15 protein-coding genes are annotated in these 17,548 nt (G+C 46.3%); 13 read left to right on the plus strand and 2 right to left on the minus strand.

Translation table 11 applies throughout. The annotated features are described in order from the left end of the window. The first annotated feature begins 67 nt into the window (after positions 1 to 67). The 3 genes from C0033_RS11055 to argH are packed head-to-tail and all read left to right on the plus strand — an operon-like array spanning position 68 to position 4,774. A complete protein-coding gene (locus C0033_RS11055; protein WP_103227929.1) occupies positions 68 to 481 on the plus strand; it encodes a GtrA family protein in 414 nt (137 codons plus the stop codon). 17 nt (positions 482 to 498) lie between these two features. Continuing rightward, a complete protein-coding gene (locus tag C0033_RS11060; protein ID WP_103227930.1) occupies positions 499 to 3,396 on the plus strand; it encodes a YfhO family protein in 2,898 nt (965 codons plus the stop codon). Positions 3,397 to 3,400: 4 nt separating this feature from the next. Next, entirely contained in the window at positions 3,401 to 4,774 is a 1,374-nt protein-coding gene (gene argH / locus C0033_RS11065) for an argininosuccinate lyase (RefSeq protein WP_103227931.1), read from the plus strand. A 91-nt stretch (positions 4,775 to 4,865) separates the two neighbouring features. On the opposite strand, the gene C0033_RS11070 is transcribed toward argH, so the two are convergent. Next, positions 4,866 to 5,741 carry a LysR family transcriptional regulator gene (locus tag C0033_RS11070; protein WP_103227932.1) on the minus strand — a complete coding sequence of 292 codons (876 nt, stop codon included), beginning with the start codon at positions 5,739 to 5,741 and terminating at the stop codon, positions 4,866 to 4,868. A gap of 225 nt (positions 5,742 to 5,966) precedes the next feature. Here C0033_RS11070 and C0033_RS11075 point away from each other — a divergent pair, with 225 nt between their 5' ends. Together C0033_RS11075 and C0033_RS11080 are read left to right on the plus strand one after the other, a co-directional pair. After that, positions 5,967 to 6,995 carry a YeiH family protein gene (locus tag C0033_RS11075; RefSeq protein WP_103227933.1) on the plus strand — a complete coding sequence of 343 codons (1,029 nt, stop codon included), beginning with the start codon at positions 5,967 to 5,969 and terminating at the stop codon, positions 6,993 to 6,995. 131 nt (positions 6,996 to 7,126) lie between these two features. Continuing rightward, positions 7,127 to 7,939 (plus strand): hypothetical protein, encoded by an 813-nt coding sequence (locus tag C0033_RS11080; protein WP_103227934.1) that lies wholly within the window; start codon positions 7,127 to 7,129, stop codon positions 7,937 to 7,939. 430 nt (positions 7,940 to 8,369) lie between these two features. On the opposite strand, the gene C0033_RS11085 is transcribed toward C0033_RS11080, so the two are convergent. Then, positions 8,370 to 9,347, minus strand: a complete 978-nt coding sequence (locus C0033_RS11085; RefSeq protein ID WP_103227935.1) for a LacI family DNA-binding transcriptional regulator — start codon at positions 9,345 to 9,347, stop codon at positions 8,370 to 8,372. A 287-nt stretch (positions 9,348 to 9,634) separates the two neighbouring features. Here C0033_RS11085 and C0033_RS11090 point away from each other — a divergent pair, with 287 nt between their 5' ends. The 8 genes from C0033_RS11090 (at position 9,635) to C0033_RS27025 (ending at position 17,508) form a co-directional block, all read left to right on the plus strand. After that, entirely contained in the window at positions 9,635 to 11,044 is a 1,410-nt protein-coding gene (locus tag C0033_RS11090; protein WP_242984473.1) for an extracellular solute-binding protein, read from the plus strand. Positions 11,045 to 11,060: 16 nt separating this feature from the next. Further along, positions 11,061 to 11,972, plus strand: coding sequence for a sugar ABC transporter permease (locus C0033_RS11095; RefSeq protein WP_103227936.1), 912 nt, complete (start codon positions 11,061 to 11,063; stop codon positions 11,970 to 11,972). Continuing rightward, positions 11,972 to 12,826: a carbohydrate ABC transporter permease gene (locus tag C0033_RS11100; RefSeq protein WP_103227937.1), complete on the plus strand. Its 855-nt coding sequence runs from the start codon at positions 11,972 to 11,974 to the stop codon at positions 12,824 to 12,826. Before C0033_RS11095 ends, C0033_RS11100 begins: the two co-directional genes overlap by 1 nt. 4 nt (positions 12,827 to 12,830) lie before the next feature. Then, positions 12,831 to 13,685, plus strand: coding sequence for an MBL fold metallo-hydrolase (locus C0033_RS11105; protein WP_103227938.1), 855 nt, complete (start codon positions 12,831 to 12,833; stop codon positions 13,683 to 13,685). Positions 13,686 to 13,789: 104 nt separating this feature from the next. After that, positions 13,790 to 14,548 (plus strand): metallophosphoesterase family protein, encoded by a 759-nt coding sequence (locus C0033_RS11110; RefSeq protein ID WP_103227939.1) that lies wholly within the window; start codon positions 13,790 to 13,792, stop codon positions 14,546 to 14,548. 25 nt (positions 14,549 to 14,573) lie between these two features. Further along, positions 14,574 to 15,272 (plus strand): tyrosine-protein phosphatase, encoded by a 699-nt coding sequence (locus C0033_RS11115; RefSeq protein ID WP_103227940.1) that lies wholly within the window; start codon positions 14,574 to 14,576, stop codon positions 15,270 to 15,272. A gap of 119 nt (positions 15,273 to 15,391) precedes the next feature. Continuing rightward, positions 15,392 to 17,161, plus strand: coding sequence for an alpha-amylase family glycosyl hydrolase (locus C0033_RS11120; protein ID WP_103227949.1), 1,770 nt, complete (start codon positions 15,392 to 15,394; stop codon positions 17,159 to 17,161). Between the two features lie 194 nt (positions 17,162 to 17,355). After that, complete coding sequence (locus C0033_RS27025; protein WP_180994681.1) at positions 17,356 to 17,508, plus strand: hypothetical protein; 153 nt, start codon at positions 17,356 to 17,358, stop codon at positions 17,506 to 17,508. The last annotated feature ends 40 nt before the right edge of the window (positions 17,509 to 17,548 follow it).

Below are 17,548 nucleotides of genomic sequence, written 5' to 3' on the forward strand. Positions count from 1 at the left end.
ATCTGAGGTTTACATTTGTTTCTTCCTATAATACAATAGAGAATATGTTCGGATAGGAGATTATGAAATGGTGAAGGCGTTGTGGAATAAATTTGTGAACAGGGAATCGATTTCCTATATTATATTCGGGGTGCTGACCACGCTGGTGGACTGGGTTGTGTATACGGTGCTGTGGTCAAATCATGTGGATTACCGCATTTCTACGGTAGCCAGCTGGGCGGCGGCGGTGATGTTTGCATTTGTTACCAACAAATTCTGGGTGTTCCGCAGCTACGAGATGCGCCCGGCTTATCTATGGAAGGAATTTGTGGCATTTGTATCCTGCCGCGCGGCTACCGGTTTGTTTACTCTGCTCGGCATGATGGTGATGGTTCAGGGAATGCACCTTCATGAACTGATCGGCAAGGTATTTGTATCAGCGGCATCGCTGGTGTTAAATTATGTGTTCAGCAAACTGTTTATCTTTAAAAATAAAGGCTGAAGATAGGGAGCTTTAAGATGGAACATGATGAAGTGAAAAGGGTTTCCAGAGAACTGGAAGAAATACTAGAGAGGACGCAGGCTAAGACGTACAGGGAGATATCCATGGACCAGATTGAAGAGATACCGGAAGAGAATATGAAAAAAATAATGACAAAAGAGAAGAATACAGAAAATTTGCCGGACGAACCGTTGGACGAGTTTCCATATGATCCGGAAGATAGGAATGAAGAAGAGGTCATGCAGGCCGGTTTAGAACATGCCGCTGCAAAAGAGCAGCCGGAGGATGCCGGCATGCCGTCTTCCAGCAGGAAAAAGAGCGCGGATTACAGATACCGGGTGGCCACTATGGTGAGGCCGTCGGACGGTCTGGTTGCCGCGTTTTTAGTGCCGGTGCTGATCATGATCGTAATATTTGCCCAGAGGAGAATCTTTCCTTTTGGCGATGAAAGTTTTTTGAGGACGGATATGTACCATCAGTACGCTCCGTTCTTTTCCGAATTTCAGCATAAGCTGAAGCACGGCGGAAGCCTGCTGTACAGCTGGGATATCGGAATGGGGGTCAATTTTGCGGCGCTTTACGCCTATTATCTGGCAAGCCCCTTTAACTGGCTCTTAATTTTATGTCCGAAGAGCCTTGTGATCGAGTTTATGACTTATTCCATTGTGTTTAAGATCGGGCTCAGCGGTTTGAGTTTTGCTTATTATCTTCGCAAACATGGACAAACACAGGATTTTGGAATCGCGTTTTTCGGTATTTTTTATGCGCTTTCCGGATATATGGCGGCTTACAGCTGGAATATCATGTGGCTGGACTGCATTATCCTGTTTCCGTTGATTGTGCTGGGAATCGAGCGGCTGGTAAAAGAGAAGAAAGGCACCTTATACTGTATCACGTTAGGGCTTTCCATCCTTTCCAATTACTATATTTCCATTATGATCTGCCTTTTCCTGGTGCTGTATTTTGCGGCCCTTTTGATTCTGGAAGGAAAGAAGAGCATGAAAGACTGGCTTATTAATATCGGCCAGTTCTCGGTCTATTCCCTTGTGGCGGGCGGTTTAGCTGCGGTCGTGCTGCTTCCGGAGATATTCGCTTTGCAGATGACTGCGTCGGGAGATTTTAATTTTCCCCAGACGCTGACCTCTTATTTCTCCATCTTCGATATGCTGGCAAGACATATCGGCAATGTGAAGGTTGAGATCGGTCTGGAACACTGGCCGAATATTTACTGCGGCGTGGCTGTGCTCATGTTTTTCCTTTTATATCTGGTGTGCAGCAGGATACCGGTGCGGGAAAAAGCGGTTTACTGCAGTTTGCTGATGATATTTTTTGCAAGTTTTTCCGTAAATGCGCTGAACTTTATCTGGCATGGATTTCATTATCCCAACAGTCTGCCGTGCAGGCAGTCATTCATCTATATTTTCCTGATTTTGGTGATGTGTTACCGGGCGTATATGCATCTGCATGAGATTCGGTGGAAGCATATTGCGGCGGCATTTTGGGGATCGGTCTGTTTCGTGATTCTGGCGGAAAAACTGGTGACCCAGGAGCATTTCCATTTTTCTGTTTACTATGTGGCTATATTATTCCTGGCTTTATATGGCGGAATTTTATATCTGTATAAGAATAAAAAGGCCAGTTTGAACGCAGTGGTGCTGCTGGCGCTGGCAGTGGTGTCCGTGGAAGCTGCGGTGAATACCACGGTGACCAGCGTTACGACCACAAGCCGGTCGGCTTATATTAAAGACAATAAAGCGGTGGAAAAACTGATGGGTGAGATGCCGGCGGATACCTTTTACCGCGTTGAAAAGGTGACACGGAAGACGAAAAATGACGGCGCATGGATGAATTTTCCGTCGGTTTCCCTCTTTTCGTCGACGGCCAACGAGGCTCTGACTGATTTCTTCAAATCCGTGGGATGCGAGGGCAATACCAATGCATACAGCATTACAGGAAGCACTCCGCTTGTGGATATGCTGTTTTCCGTGCGGTACGGCTTGTATTCCGAGGCGCATCCGGATGACGAACTGCTGGAATTCATCGATCAGGAGCAGGATACTTATCTGTACCGGAGAAAATATACGCTGCCGGTGGGATTTTTGATTCCAAAGGATTTAGAGGAAAACTGGCAGAGGGACTTTGGAAGCCCTGTGACCGTTCAGAACGATCTGTGCCAGGTAGTCGGAGCGCCTGAGGTTTTGGAAAAGGTGGATGCTGAGATCGTAGAAAGTACAGCAAGATTTACCCCGGATAAGACGGGAGAATATTTTGCATATGTCAGCAACCGCAAGGTGGAAAAGGTGACGATGAGCACCGGAGAAAAATCCAAATCATTTACCAATGTGAACCGGGGATATATTCTGGAGCTGGGACGGTGCTTTAACGGCGAAGAAGTCGTTTTAAGCTCTGATAATAAGGATGAGACGCTGAGCGTGGATGTGTATTATTTCGATAACAGCGCTTTGGAACAGGTTTATGAGAAGTTAAACCAGTATCCATTTGAGGTTACCAGCTGGAGGGATACTTCCTTAGAAGGCACGGTGAATGCGGATAAAGCCGGAATGCTGTTTACCACCATTCCGTATGAAAAGGGCTGGACCGTCTATGTGGACGGCATAAAGGAAGAATCCTATAAGATGATGGATACCTTCCTTTCCGTGGAAATTCCGGAAGGAAGCCATACGGTGCGTTTTGAATATGAGCCGGAAGGTCTGCGTCTTGGAGGCCTGATCACAGGAGGATGCATTTTATTCCTGATTGTTACGGCTTTGGGCGGATATGTCTGGAGAAAGCGGGATGTGTTAAAAGCTCCCCGCCGGGAAGAAAAAGAGGACGGCGGTGAAAATGATCCCGTTCAGGAGGATCAGGAAGAAACCGACGGTACGGAAGACAATATAGAAGAACAGGAGATATAAGCTTATGAAATTATGGGGCGGACGCTTCACAAAAGAAGAAAACCAGTTAGTGCACAATTTTAATGAATCACTGTCATTTGACCAGAAATTTTATCATCAGGATATCCAGGGAAGTATCGCCCATGTGACCATGCTGGCAAAACAGGGAATTGTTTCCGAGGATGATAAAAAAGCGATTATCGACGGCCTAAACGGGATTTTAGCCGATATAGAAGCCGGAAAACTGGTATTTACCAAAGAGCATGAAGACATTCATTCCTTTGTGGAAGCCAATCTCATTGAACGGATCGGGGAAGCGGGAAAACGCCTTCATACCGGCCGCAGCCGGAATGACCAGGTGGCTCTGGATATGAAACTTTACTGCCGGGATGAGATCTCAGAGATCGACGGCCTGGTGAAGGAGCTGCTTAAAGAGCTGCTGGAGATCATGGAAGCCAATGTGGATACGTTTATGCCCGGATTTACCCATCTTCAGAAAGCCCAGCCGATCACGCTGGCACACCATATGGGAGCTTATTTCGAGATGTTTAAACGGGACCGTCTGCGCCTCCATGATATTTATGAGAGAATGAATTACTGCCCTCTTGGATCAGGGGCTTTGGCGGGCACCACCTATCCTCTTGACCGCGAATATTCGGCGGAGCTTCTGGGCTTTTACGGAGCCACTTTAAACAGCATGGACTCAGTGGCCGACAGAGATTATGTGATCGAACTGCTCAGCGCATTGTCCACCATTTCCATGCATTTAAGCCGTTTCTGTGAAGAGATCATTATCTGGAATACCAATGAATACCGTTTCGTGGAGATCGATGATTCCTACAGCACAGGCAGCAGCATCATGCCTCAGAAGAAAAATCCCGATATCGCAGAACTGATCCGCGGCAAGACAGGCCGTGTATACGGGGCTTTGGTATCCATTCTGACTACAATGAAGGGCCTTCCGTTGGCTTATAATAAAGATATGCAGGAAGATAAGGAACTCACATTTGACGCCATTGATACGGTGAAAGGCTGTCTGGCGCTGTTTACCGGCATGATTTCCACCATGACATTCAGAAAAGACGTGATGGAAGCCAGTGCGAAAAACGGCTTTACAAATGCCACGGATGCTGCGGATTACCTGGTAAACCACGGGGTACCGTTCAGGGATGCCCATGGAATTGTAGGCCAGCTGGTATTATTCTGCATCGGTAAAAATATAGCTTTAGACGATATGACACTGGAAGAATTCAAGGCGATCAGCCCTGTGTTTGAAGAGGATATCTATGATGCGATCAGCATGAAGACCTGTGTGGAAAAACGTATGACCATCGGCGCGCCAGGGCAGGAGGCTATGAAAAAAGTGATTGAGATATATAGAAAAGAATTATTGGATTAAAGGGGACTCCATAAAAAGGGGGATTCGGAATGAGGCCGTTTTTCGGCCCTGTTCCGGATTCCCCTTTTTTCGGCTCCCCATCGCATTGAGATCAGGAAAAATAATTATAAAATTTTTCATAATCTGTTTTAAAAAGGCTGTTTTTGCGAAAAATAAACATGACTTCATGGGATAGGGAAAACTCTGACAGATCCAGTTTTTTTAGGATACCGGCCTTCAGTTCCGGTTCCACGGCTTTTTCATACAGGAAAGAGATTCCGCAGCCATCAGCCGTCAGCTTTTTGATGGCCCCGATATTTTCGATGATCATCCTGTTTTTAAAATCGGAAAAGCTGAGATTTTTACCGGTCAGAAAAACCTGGAGTATTTCCCGGGTTCCCGAACCGTCTTCCCTGAGAATCAGCGTCTCATTTAAAAGGTCTTCCAAAGACGCGTTCTGCAGCCTTTCATAGTCTTCGGGAGAACAGATGGCGATATAAGGTTCCACGCTGTAAGTGATATAATCGTATTCCTCTTTTGGAAAATAGCCCTCAATGACGGCAAAATCGATTTCTCCGGAATCCAGCTCCCTGAGCAGTTCATGGGTGTTGCGGACCCGCATCTGAATCTGGCTTCCTCCGGTGCGGGAGAGGAAGGATTTGATCTTCTGGGGAAGGATAAATTCTGCTACCGTCAGCGTGGCTCCAAAGATGAATTCTTTCTTGGGAACCAAGGTACTGATCAGCTTGTTTTTCAGATGAATTTCATCGTGTTTCAGGGTCAGCGCGAAATTGCGGAGTATTTCCCCCGCTTCGGTGAGGAAAATCCGTTTCCCCTGGTAGGAAAACAACTTTATCTCATAAGCTTCTTCTAGGAAATGGATGTGTTGGGAGACGGCAGGCTGGGTTAAATTAAGTATGGCCGCCGCTTTTGTAAAATTCATGGTCTCGCAGACCGTAAGAAATGTTTCCATACGAAAGTCCTGCATCTTTACCTCCTGTAAGTGCGCAAAATGCTTTTTTTAGTCTGTCAGCCAGACTGTGATTTTACTTTTATAATAACATAACTTTATCGTTAAATAAATATAAATAATTATATCTTATTTATAAAAGATGGTAAAATAATCCAGTGATTTTAAAATACAAGATAATGAAAGTGCAGAGCTTTATGGTGATAAAAGCGATTCCGTGAGGCTGTGCGGAAAGAGGGGAGTATGAAATTTTTAGAACGGAATTGGAAGGGAATCCTATTGTGCCTGGCGGTCGCTGTGCCGAGCTGGTATCTTGGTAAGGCATTTCCGATTATAGGAGGCCCGGTTTTTGCAATTATTGCCGGAATGCTTTTGACTTTTGTAATCAGGGATAAAACGAACGTCCAGGCGGGCATTACATTTACATCAAAAAAGGTTCTTCAATATGCGGTTATTCTGCTGGGATTCGGACTGAATTTGTCTGTGATTCTTCAGACAGGGCGCCAGTCGCTGCCGATTATCATAGCCACGATTTCCACTTCGCTGATTGTATCCTATGCGCTGCATAGAATGATGCATATACCTGGAAAAATATCCATTTTGGTCGGTGTTGGATCATCGATCTGCGGAGGATCGGCCATTGCAGCCACTGCGCCTGTTATTGAGGCGGATGATGAAGAGGTTGCACAGGCCATTTCGGTTATCTTTTTCTTCAATGTTCTGGCTGCGATTTTATTTCCAACATTCGGAGCTTTGATCGGATTTTCCACAACCAGCGGAGAGGCCTTCGGCATCTTTGCCGGAACAGCGGTCAACGACACTTCCTCAGTGACTGCGGCGGCGTCCACATGGGATTCCCTTTATGGGCTGGGTGTGGCGACTTTGGATAAAGCTGTAACGGTGAAATTGACACGGACGCTGGCAATTATTCCAATCACTTTAGTATTGGCCTTTATGAGAGCCAAAGACGCCAAATCAGGCGGAAGCCAGGTGGATTTTAAGAAAATATTTCCGTTTTTTATCCTTTATTTTGTGCTGGCATCGGTTATCACCACTGTGGCCACCAGTTTAGGTGTCCCATCGGCAATTTTTAATCCGGTGAAAACCCTCAGCAAGTTTTTCATTGTTATGGCGATGAGCGCGATCGGTTTGAATACCAATATCGTTAAGCTGATTAAAACGGGAGGCAAACCAATTATTATGGGATTTTGCTGCTGGATTGGAATTACGGGAGTTAGTTTGATGATGCAGCGGCTTTTGGGGATTTGGTAAATTTGAATTTGCCCGGCTTCTTTAAATAGTGGTCGTCTGTCACGACTGATATGCATTTTATCAGAAAATCTTCAGTAATAAGTGAAATATGGTATCCTCTGGATATAAGAAATGTTCAGGAGGATATCAAGATGAGATTGAAAAAGTATATAATTTTAGCAGGCTGTATTTTAATGATGGGCGCTTCCGTGACAGCGTGCGGTTCGGAGGATGAAACGGTCCATATTATCACAAGGGCGGATCATGATAATGAAAAAGAGGATGACGGTGACGATGAAGAGGATGTCTTAGAGGAGCCGGAATCTGAGCCGGAGAGAGAAGAGGAAGACGAGGCTGTTTTTTGGGATGATGATAGAGCCGGTCAGAGCGTTAATGACTTTTTGTTTACAATTTCTAATGGAAAAGAAAAACTGAATCTGACCACGGCCAGTTTTGAGGAATTGATAGACTTTTGTGCAGCGTTCGACTTCAAGCTGTGTCCGGCGGCAGCGGAAAATTATGGAAAAATGATTCCTGCCTATTCTGCACCGCCTCTTTCCGGGGATTATATGATAGATGGCAATGGGAGAGAATGGGTGGCGGATTATATATTTTATAACCCCCAAGATATTGATATACAGGATTTCGACTGCAAAATTGGATATTTTAAGCCAAGCTTGGAAGATTTCGGCCGAAAATTCAGCATGATGAATGGAAAAGTCAATAAGGATATCACGGTTGAGGAACTGCGGGAGCTATTGGATAAAAAAGAGATTCCGTATGAGGTTTACCTGGGGACACTTATCACCTGTAAAGGAGAGAGTTTATATTTTTATGACGATCATGAAGATAGAATAGAGGTTACTTTTTCTTTTAACGAAGAGGGAAAAAATCCAAGCGTGTACTTTGATCTGGACTGGTCCTACTGGATTAGGAGAGGTGAAAAAATGGGAGCATATGAATAAGCGGTAAGAGAAAACAGACCCTTTAAAATCGGTTGAGCCGGCAAGAAAGACCATCTGTCAATCCTGCCGGCTTAGTGTAAAACATATTCTTTTAAAGGCTCTGACTCCTTTTTTGTATGTATTATGTTTATGGTATAAATATACAGCAAGTTTGTGACAAGAATTTGAATGGCGGGTAAAATGTTTATAAAATATTTTAAAGAATTGTAAAAGATTTACAGAAAAATCATTCTGAAATTTGTAAGAATTGTAAAACCAAAAGTGATTCTTTGACAGCCAATCAGCCTAAGAATCACCTTAAAATAGGCCTACCGTTTTTGGCTAAATTGCGAGAAAGACTGCATGAAAGACGGGATCTGAAAGACAGAAGGACAGTTTAAACCGTCCTCCTGCCTACCTGATCCCGTCTTTCATGCAGTCTTTTACCCAATTAGGTGGACTGTCTCCGTATGAGCGAAACCGGAAGCACGATTTTACTGGGAACCGTTTCATGCCCGCTGCTTTTAATCAGCGCATCCACCGCCATTTCCGCCATCTCCTTGGTGGGCTGGTGGATCGTCGTGATCTGGGGTGTGGTTAAGGTGGAAAGGCTGACGTCGTCAAATCCCACCAGTTTCATATCTTCCGGAATTTTTTTCTTCAAATCTGCGCAGACCTGGATGACCTGGGCGGCGATGAGATCGCTGCTGGCAAAGATTCCGTCGGTCTTTGGATGTTTCAAAAGAGATTGTTTGATGAATTCGTGATAATCCATGGTGTAGTAGGTGTTGTCTCCGGTCCAGACGTTATCGTAATTGACTTTGGACTTCTGGCAGACATCCGTAAAAGCCTGGGCTCTGCTGTCGCCCGGCATCTCCTGACCAATGATACCGCTGAAATGAAGCAGGTTTCTGCATCCCTGTTCAATCAGATGCTCCGCGGCCAGGCGGCCTCCGGCATAGTTGTCGCACAGGATTGTGGAGACGCACAGGGGGCTGTTGCACTCTATGGCTACAAACGGAAAATCCAGCTGGGCATATTTTTCCGAGGTTAAAATCATGCCGCAGAATATGATTCCGGCCACCCGGTTGCTTTTGCAGAGATCAATATATTCCGCTTCCCTGGAATGGTCTTCTTTGGAATTGCATAAAACGATTTTGAATCCTTGTTTGGAAGCGGCATTTTCAATATGGCTGATCAGCTGTGCGAAGTATGGATGCATGATATGGGGGGTGATGACCCCTATGGTGTTTGTATTTTGCTTAGACAGAGAACGGGCCAGTTCATTGGGGCGGTAATGGAGTTCGTCCATGGCCTGTTTTACTTTCTGCTTTGTCTCTTCACTCAGATATCCTCTATTATTAATGACTCTTGAAACCGTGGTCACGGTAACCCCGGCCTTCTGGGCTACATCTTTTAATGTCGGCATAAATCCCTCCTAAGATCGCTCTGTCAATTACATGTCAAGCGTTTGATCTATAATTATAGTACCATAAAACAAAAAAATATGCAAACTATGTCTGACGGATGATAGAAAAATGGTGCATTAATGATAAAAATATGCAAAATAAAGAAGAAATAATAAAATAAATTGTGCATTAAATGGTAAAAAACTCGGAAATGTAGCTTAAAATTATTTATTTTATATATCAACCGCTTGACATATCGCAAGCCGGGATATATAATATGCCTATCAAGAACAGGAGGAGGTAGAACATGGCGAAGAACAATCTGCCATGTAGATTGAGAATGAGACATTTATGGAAAAAGGTAACGGTAGGAATAACAGCTCTAGCGCTTATGGCATCGGCGGCAGGATGTGGAGAGAGCGTGTCTGATACCGGCGCAGCGAAAACGGATACAACAGCCGCAAAGACTGAGGCCGGAAGCACAGAAGCGGCAGGCTCAGAAGCAGATACCCAGGCAGCCCAAGAAACGGGCAGCATTAAAGTGTGGGTCAGCTCCGGTGCGGAAGATGATACATACCGTGAAATGTTCACAAAGATGGAAACGGAAATGAATATCCAGATCAATGACGAGTACTATCCCAAAGACGAGCTGGACAGCAAGATCCAGGTAGCTCCTGTGGTTGGAGATGCCCCTGATATGATTATTGCGGATTATCTGCAGATTCCTTCTTACTATGAAGCGGGAATCATTGAGAACTTAGATGACCGCATTCCGGCGGAGATTAAGGATGACCTGCTTCAGTCCATCGTGGATGAATCCACTTATGACGGACACATTATCACAACGGCTCAGTTCGATGCGGGTATGGCTCTTTGGGCTAATAAGTCCATGCTGGAGGATGCGGGAATCCGGATTCCGACCAGCTACAAGGATGCCTGGGACAAGGCTGAATTTGAAGACGCTTTAGCTAAGCTAAAGGCAAATGGCGTGGAGTATCCCCTTTATATCCGTCAGAATAAACCGTCTTCCTTATATTTTACATACATGCCGGTCATTGCCAGCTTTGGAGGAGACTATGTAAACCGGGATACCATGCTGACAGAGGGCGTTTTGGACAGCGAAGAGACGGTCGCAGCATATTCTTATATCACCTGGCTGGAAGAGCAGGGGTATATGAACAGCGCCTGTGATTATGAAGACGCATTTTACGGAAGAAAAGAGAGCGCTTTAGCATTATTGGGACATTGGAAATATACCGATCATGTAACCAATTTAGGCGATGACGCCATTCTGGTTCCGGTTCCTGATTTCGGACATGGGGTGTTCACCTGTTCCGGTTCTACCGTATGGGCGATGACAACAGCTGCGACGGAAAATGGAACGGCTGATGCGGTATGGTCTGTTATGGAAGCAGGACTTCAGCCGGAATATATCAACCAGATCACGGATTTCAACGGTGCGATTCCATCCAGAAAATCCGTATTGGATACAAAAGAAGAGTTAAAAGAAGGCGGACGCTTATATCTGTACCGCGAACAGCTGGAAGCGGGAATTTCTGTTTTAAGACCTTTAACACCGGCTCATATGACCATTTACAGCGCTATGGAATCAGCCACTTCTGATATAATCGGAGGAGCGGATGCGTCGGAAGCGTTAAAGGATGCGTCGGAGTCAATTGACGAGATCATTGTAGAAAACGAATGGAATCTTAATTAGTTCAGGAGGGCAGTAGATGAAGGGACAGGTAAAAGCGGGAACGAGACATGGAATTCGTGATGCGCAGACACGGACAGCTTGGCTGTTCTGTGCCCCTGCATTGATTCCGATTACATTATTTATCATACTGCCGTTCTGTATGTCGATCATTTATTCATTTACGAATAAAATGCTGGTGCAGAAGGCAGGGAAACCGGTCGTATTTGTCGGTTTAAAAAACTTCATAAAAATAGCGACCAGCGGCACGGCTCAGCAGGCATTTTTAAATACGGCTGTTTATGCGGTTTTGGTGGTTCCGGTCATCATACTGTTGGGCACGCTCTTGGCGGTTCTGGTAAATAACTCAATGAAGGGTGTTAAACTGTTCCGGACGATTTACTTCAGCCCTCAGGTAATTACCATGACGGTTGTAGCCGTTGTGTGGTCTTTCATCTTTTCACCGGGCGCAGACGGTCTGATGAACTCTGTGCTCAAAGTATTTGGACTGCAGCCCCAGGCGTGGCTACAGGATTCCAAATGGGCGCTGTTCTGCATTGCAGTCATGTATATCTGGCAGTCGCTGGGCATGCAGATGTTAATCATCCTGGGAGGTCTTCAGTTCATCTCGGAGGACCTGTACGAAGCGGGGCGCATGGATGGCTGCAATGCTTCCCAGAGATTCTGGTACATCACGGTTCCAATGCTTAAAAATACGCTTGTTTATGTATTGATCTCCACCACAATCAACACGCTCAAGTTATTCACTCAGGTCTATGTGCTGACCAACGGAGGGCCGAAAGGTTCTACCACCTCGGTTGTCTACCTGCTTTATAAGTCAGGTTTTGTCAATAACCAGCTGGGGTATTCCTCTGCGATTGCAGTGGTATTTTTCCTGATTGTATTTGCCATATCACTGATTCAAAACAGAGTATTGGGGAGGGATGACTGATGAGATCTGCGATGTCGAAAGAAAAACGGATGCTGTACCTGCTTTTTATGTATGCGGGATACGTTCTGATCGCATTTTTGTTTATTGCGCCCATTGTCTATATGGTGGTGTCTTCCATGAAAACGGATGCGCAGATCGTGGCGGATATGTCCACGTTTAAGGCATTTTTGCCGGTGGGAACCCTGACGCTGGACAATTTTGTCCAGGTAATCCATAAAGTGAATTTTATGAAATTCTTTAAGAACTCTGCGGTGGTGGCGGTCATCAATGTTTCGCTTGTGACCATTGTCAATGCGATGATCGGATATGCACTGGGAATGCTGGATTTTAAGGGGAAGAATCTTTTGGTTTCCCTGGTGATCGCATTGTCCATCATTCCCACGGAAGCCGTGATTATCAACCGATTTATGGTGGCGAATCAGCTTCATATACTGAATAGTTATGCAGGACTGGCCCTTCCCACCATCGGCTATCCCATGTATATTTTCCTGTATTACAATCATTTTAAAGGAATGCCGAAAGAGCTTATGGAGGCGGCCATTGTGGACGGGGAATCCTACGGCGGTATATTCTGGAAGATCATGCTGCCGCTGTCAAAGCCGATCTGCGCGACGGTGACGATTATGGGATTTATCCGTTCCTGGGGTGATCTGTTATGGCCTACGCTGGTGACGAGAGATGAGACGTACCGGACTCTGCCTTTGGCTCTGCGGGCGCTTTCAACGGATGTATATATATTCTGGGGACAGATTTTCGCATTTGCAACTTTGATGACTCTGCCAGTGTTCATCGTGTTCCTCATGTTCCAGAAACAGTTTATTCAGTCACTGACAATGAGCGGTATTAAAGGATAACGGGATGAGTATGATAAAGCTTCAATATATTGGTACGGGTGCGGCGGAAGGTTTTCCGGGCATGTTCTGCCATTGTCCGGCCTGTGAGCGGGCCAGGAAGCTGGGGGGACGTAATCTGAAGACAAGAAGCTGCGCCATGATAAATGACCGGATATTAATCGATCTTTCACCGGATTTGTACGCACAGTCCATTGGGCTGGGGCTGAAATTGTGGGAGGTGAAGGATCTGGTGATGACGCATTCCCACTGCGATCATTTTGACGGATTTTCCGTGGCGCTCAGGGCCAGAGACGGAGCCACGGTTCTCCCGGGGATGCCGGAAGAGGAAAATTACATTTCCATCTATGGAAGCCGGTTCATTGATCGGGCTGTGGAACAGGCTCTGAGGGATCAGCCCCATGCGGACAGAAAACGGCTAAGATATGTGCCGGTGGAGAGCGGAACCTGGTTTCAGGCAGGCGGGGTGGATTTTTATCCGCTGAAGGCCAACCACAAACAGGATGAACTGTGTTATATCTATGCGGTTGTGTCCGGCGGCGTCAGCCTTTTATATGCCAACGATACCGGACGCCTTTCGGAGGAAACCGTAAGAGAAATCGGTTCCTTAGGGCTTGTGTTTGACGCGGTCAGCATGGACTGCGCCAGAGGAACGCTGCCCGGAGACGGGCATATGGGGATTAATGAGAATCTGGAATTGAAAGAACAGCTTATACAGATGAACTGCGTGAATGAAGAAACAAAGTATTATTTAAACCATCTGTCTCATATGAGCGGGATCACTCACGATGACCTTCAAATGATCATGGGGCCAAAAGGATTTACAGTGGCCTATGACGGGCTGGTCCTGGAAATCGGATAGGTGATGACAGAGGCGGGAAAACTGCCTCTTTTCCAATTAAATCGAATATTCATTCCTTGGTGGAATTTAATACAGGCCGCTTTTAGCGGCAGAATAGAGGTACTATGAAATTATTAGTAATTTCCGATATTCACAGCAATATCTGGGCTCTTAATGAGATTCTGAAAGCGGAACCTCAATTTGACCTGCTATGCTGTGCCGGAGATCTGGTGGATTACGGAACCGCTCCGGGGGAGGTAATCGGCTGGATGCAGTCGTGCGAAAACAAACAGCTGGTACAGGGAAATCATGATCTTCATACGGTAAATGTCTGGAACGAGCAGAAGTTTCATGACATTTGCCCAGACCAATATAAATGGGTTCATCACAACTGCCGCAGGCTGGATGAGGCCCATATCTCATATTTGGAAAGCCTTCCGGACCATCTCACCTTTGAGGCGGACGGCTGGGCATACCTGATCCGGCACCAATATGACGAGAGATACGGAGTGATCGAAAGCCGCAGCCAGTTTGAGGAATTTTGGAATGCATATGCGGATGAGGCATATAGAAATGCCCGGAAACGGAGAATCATTTTCGGGCATTCCCACAGGCAGTGCATACACGTGCTGGATGATGGAATGGAGTGGCTGAATCCGGGGAGCGCATCTTACCGAAGGCCGGACGACCCGGATAAAACGGCTCATTATGCGGTAATTGAGGACGGGGTGATCCGCCTGCGCCGTATTCCGTATGACAGGAGCAGACTTTTTGAAGAGGCACGGGCATTGGCTGCAAGCCATGGCATGATGACCACGGAACTGCAGGACTTTTTCTTCTTTTTCGGAGATGCGAAAACGTCCAGGGACCCATTGCCGGAATAAACAGATGGAAACAGGAGGAAATACGATGAATGGCTGTCGCCGTTATCCCATGAAGGGAGTTGCCAATTTTAGAGATTTAGGCGGTTATGCCTGCGAGGGCGGGATTACCCGGTGGGGCGTATTTTACCGCAGCACCAGCCTTCATAAGGCGGAACCGGAGGATATCGGGAAGCTGAAACGGCTGGGAATCAGCAGGATTTTGGATTTAAGGTATCCCCATGAACAGAAGGAACGGCCGGACCGCCTTGTGGAGGGCGCTTTATGGAAAGGAATATCCCTCATGGGCCCCACCTCAGCAGATCAGATCCGGGTAAATGATGGGGTAACGGATACCAGGACCCTGATCCGTATGTACCGCCAGATGATCAGGTTTTCAAAAGCGGAGATCAGAGATGCGGTGCGATTTCTGATTCAGGCGGAGGGGCCGGGCCTGTTCCACTGCGCGGCGGGAAAGGACAGGACCGGAATCATTGCCATGCTGCTTTTGGGGGCGGTGGGCGTTTCGAAAGAGGATATTATCTCAGATTATGAGATGAGCCATAATTATATCAAACAGTTTACTGAGGATATTTCCGGATCTCATGGGAGCAATATTGAAAAATTGATGGGAGATATCGGGAAGCAGTATGGCTCAATCACCGGTTTCTTAAAGAAATGCGGGATATCGGACCAAGAACTTAATGAGCTTAGAGAAAAATTTGTCCAGCCCTTTGACTGGAATTAGAATAGACAGGAAAGTGAGGAACGAAACGGGTGAAAAGGACAGGGAAACAAAGCACAGAGCCGGATTCTATCTATCAAAAGCGGTTTAATGAGAGGGAAGAAGAGCTTCGCTGGCTGTATATGGAATTATATGACAATGAGAGCATGTATACAGAGCTGTGCGGGAACATGTACGAATTTTACAGATCGAGAAAAGCGTCTTTAAAGGCTAGGGACCTGAAAAAATGTGAGGATCAAGGCTGGTTTAAGCAGAGCGGCATGCTGGGGATGATGATGTATGTGGATAATTTTGCCGATAATCTGAAGGGAATGGAAAAAAAACTGGATTATCTGAAAAAATGCCATGTCAACTATATCCACCTCATGCCTCTGCTGGACACCACGGAGGGCAAATCGGACGGAGGATATGCGGTATCTGATTTCAGAAAGGTTCAGGAAAGCCTGGGTACCATGGAGGATTTAGAAGAACTGACCGGCAGCTGTCACAAACAGGACATGAATGTCTGCCTTGATTTCGTGATGAACCACACGTCCGAGGATCACGAGTGGGCCAGACGTGCCAGAAATGGAGAAGGGGAATATATGGACCGTTATTTCTTCTTTGACAATGACCGGATTCCGTCTGAGTATGAAAAAACAGTGCCTCAGGTTTTCCCCACAACGGCGCCGGGAAATTTCACTTATCTGCCGGAGAACGGCCATTATGTGATGACTACATTTTATCCTTATCAATGGGATCTGAATTACAGAAATCCCGTAGTGTTCAATGAGATGATGTACAATTTCCTGTTTTTAGCCAATCAGGGCATTGATATCTTCCGGATTGATGCAGTTCCCTATATCTGGAAAGAGCTTGGTACTTCCTGCCGCAATCTGCCCCAGGTCCACACCATTATCAGGATGATGCGGATGATCGGCGAAATCGTGTGTCCGGGGGTTCTGCTTCTCGGGGAAGTGGTTATGGAACCGGAAAAGGTGGTTCCGTATTTCGGCACGCTGGAAAAGCCGGAATGCCACATGCTTTACAATGTGACAACCATGGCTACGATCTGGAATTCCGTGGCAACCAGGGATACCAGGCTGCTGAAAAAACAGATGGATATTTTAAGCGGCCTGCCCAAACAATATGTGTTTTTAAATTATCTCAGATGTCATGACGATATCGGATGGGGGCTGGACTATGACACCCTGAAATGGTGGGGCATGGAAGAAATACCCCACAAACGCTATATCAATGATTTCTTCACGGGAAAATTCCCGGGCAGTTTCAGCCGGGGCGAACTGTACAATGAAGACCCCGTAACCCAGGACGCCAGATTCTGTGGCACCACGGCTTCCATGTGCGGAATCGAAAAGGCGCTGGAGGAACAGGATAAAGTAATGGAAGAGAGGGGAATCCAACTGGATCTCATGCTTCATGCCTATATGTTCACTCTGTCCGGAATCCCCATTCTCTACAGCGGAGACGAGATCGGCCAGTTAAATGATTACAGCTATAAACTGGATGCCAAAAAGGCGGATGATTCCCGCTACGTCCACCGAGGAAAATTTTCCTGGGATTTGGAGAAACTTACTCTGAGCCCGGATACGGTACAGGGAAAATTGTTCGACGGCCTGAGCCGCCTGGAAATGGTCCGCAGATCGGAGCAGGTATTTGACGCTTCGGCAGATACTTATACGCTGGAAACCGGAGATCAGGGAATTCTTTGTTTGGTGAGGGAAAAGCAGGGCGAAAAACTGATTGGATTGTTTAATTTCAGCGAAGACGATAAAACAGCAGTTTTAAATCAGGAGGGAATATACCGGGATTTGATCACGAATACCGTGATGAGCGTGGGGGAAGTGAAGCTTGAAGGTTATGATTATCTATGGCTGAAACGCATCGGCTGATAGAATAGGTTGAGCCGGCAAGTATGACTGGATGCCACGCCTGCCGGCTTAGTAGGAAACACATTATGTAAAGACTCTGACTTCTTTTTTTTATCTGCTATGTTTATGATTTAATCATACAGGATAATTGTGTCGGAAGTTTGAATGAGGGGTAAATAGTTTATAAACTTGATTAAGGAATAATGAAGAAAAAAATGGTATTAAAATTGTTATTTAACGGATTTGGCGGAAGGGTACGCCCGGAATCGGGAGGCGGAGCCGGAAGCCAAAGGTCGGAGGGGCCGTCCGGGCCGGGGAAGGAAGATGCAGCCAGATCGGATTCGGGATTCGCCCCTAAGAACAACTAAGGCCCGTAAGGACAGAACAAGGCAGGCCGGCGCCATTCGC

It is taken from the genome of Clostridium sp. chh4-2, assembly GCF_002899675.1.
GTDB lineage: Bacteria > Bacillota > Clostridia > Lachnospirales > Lachnospiraceae > CHH4-2.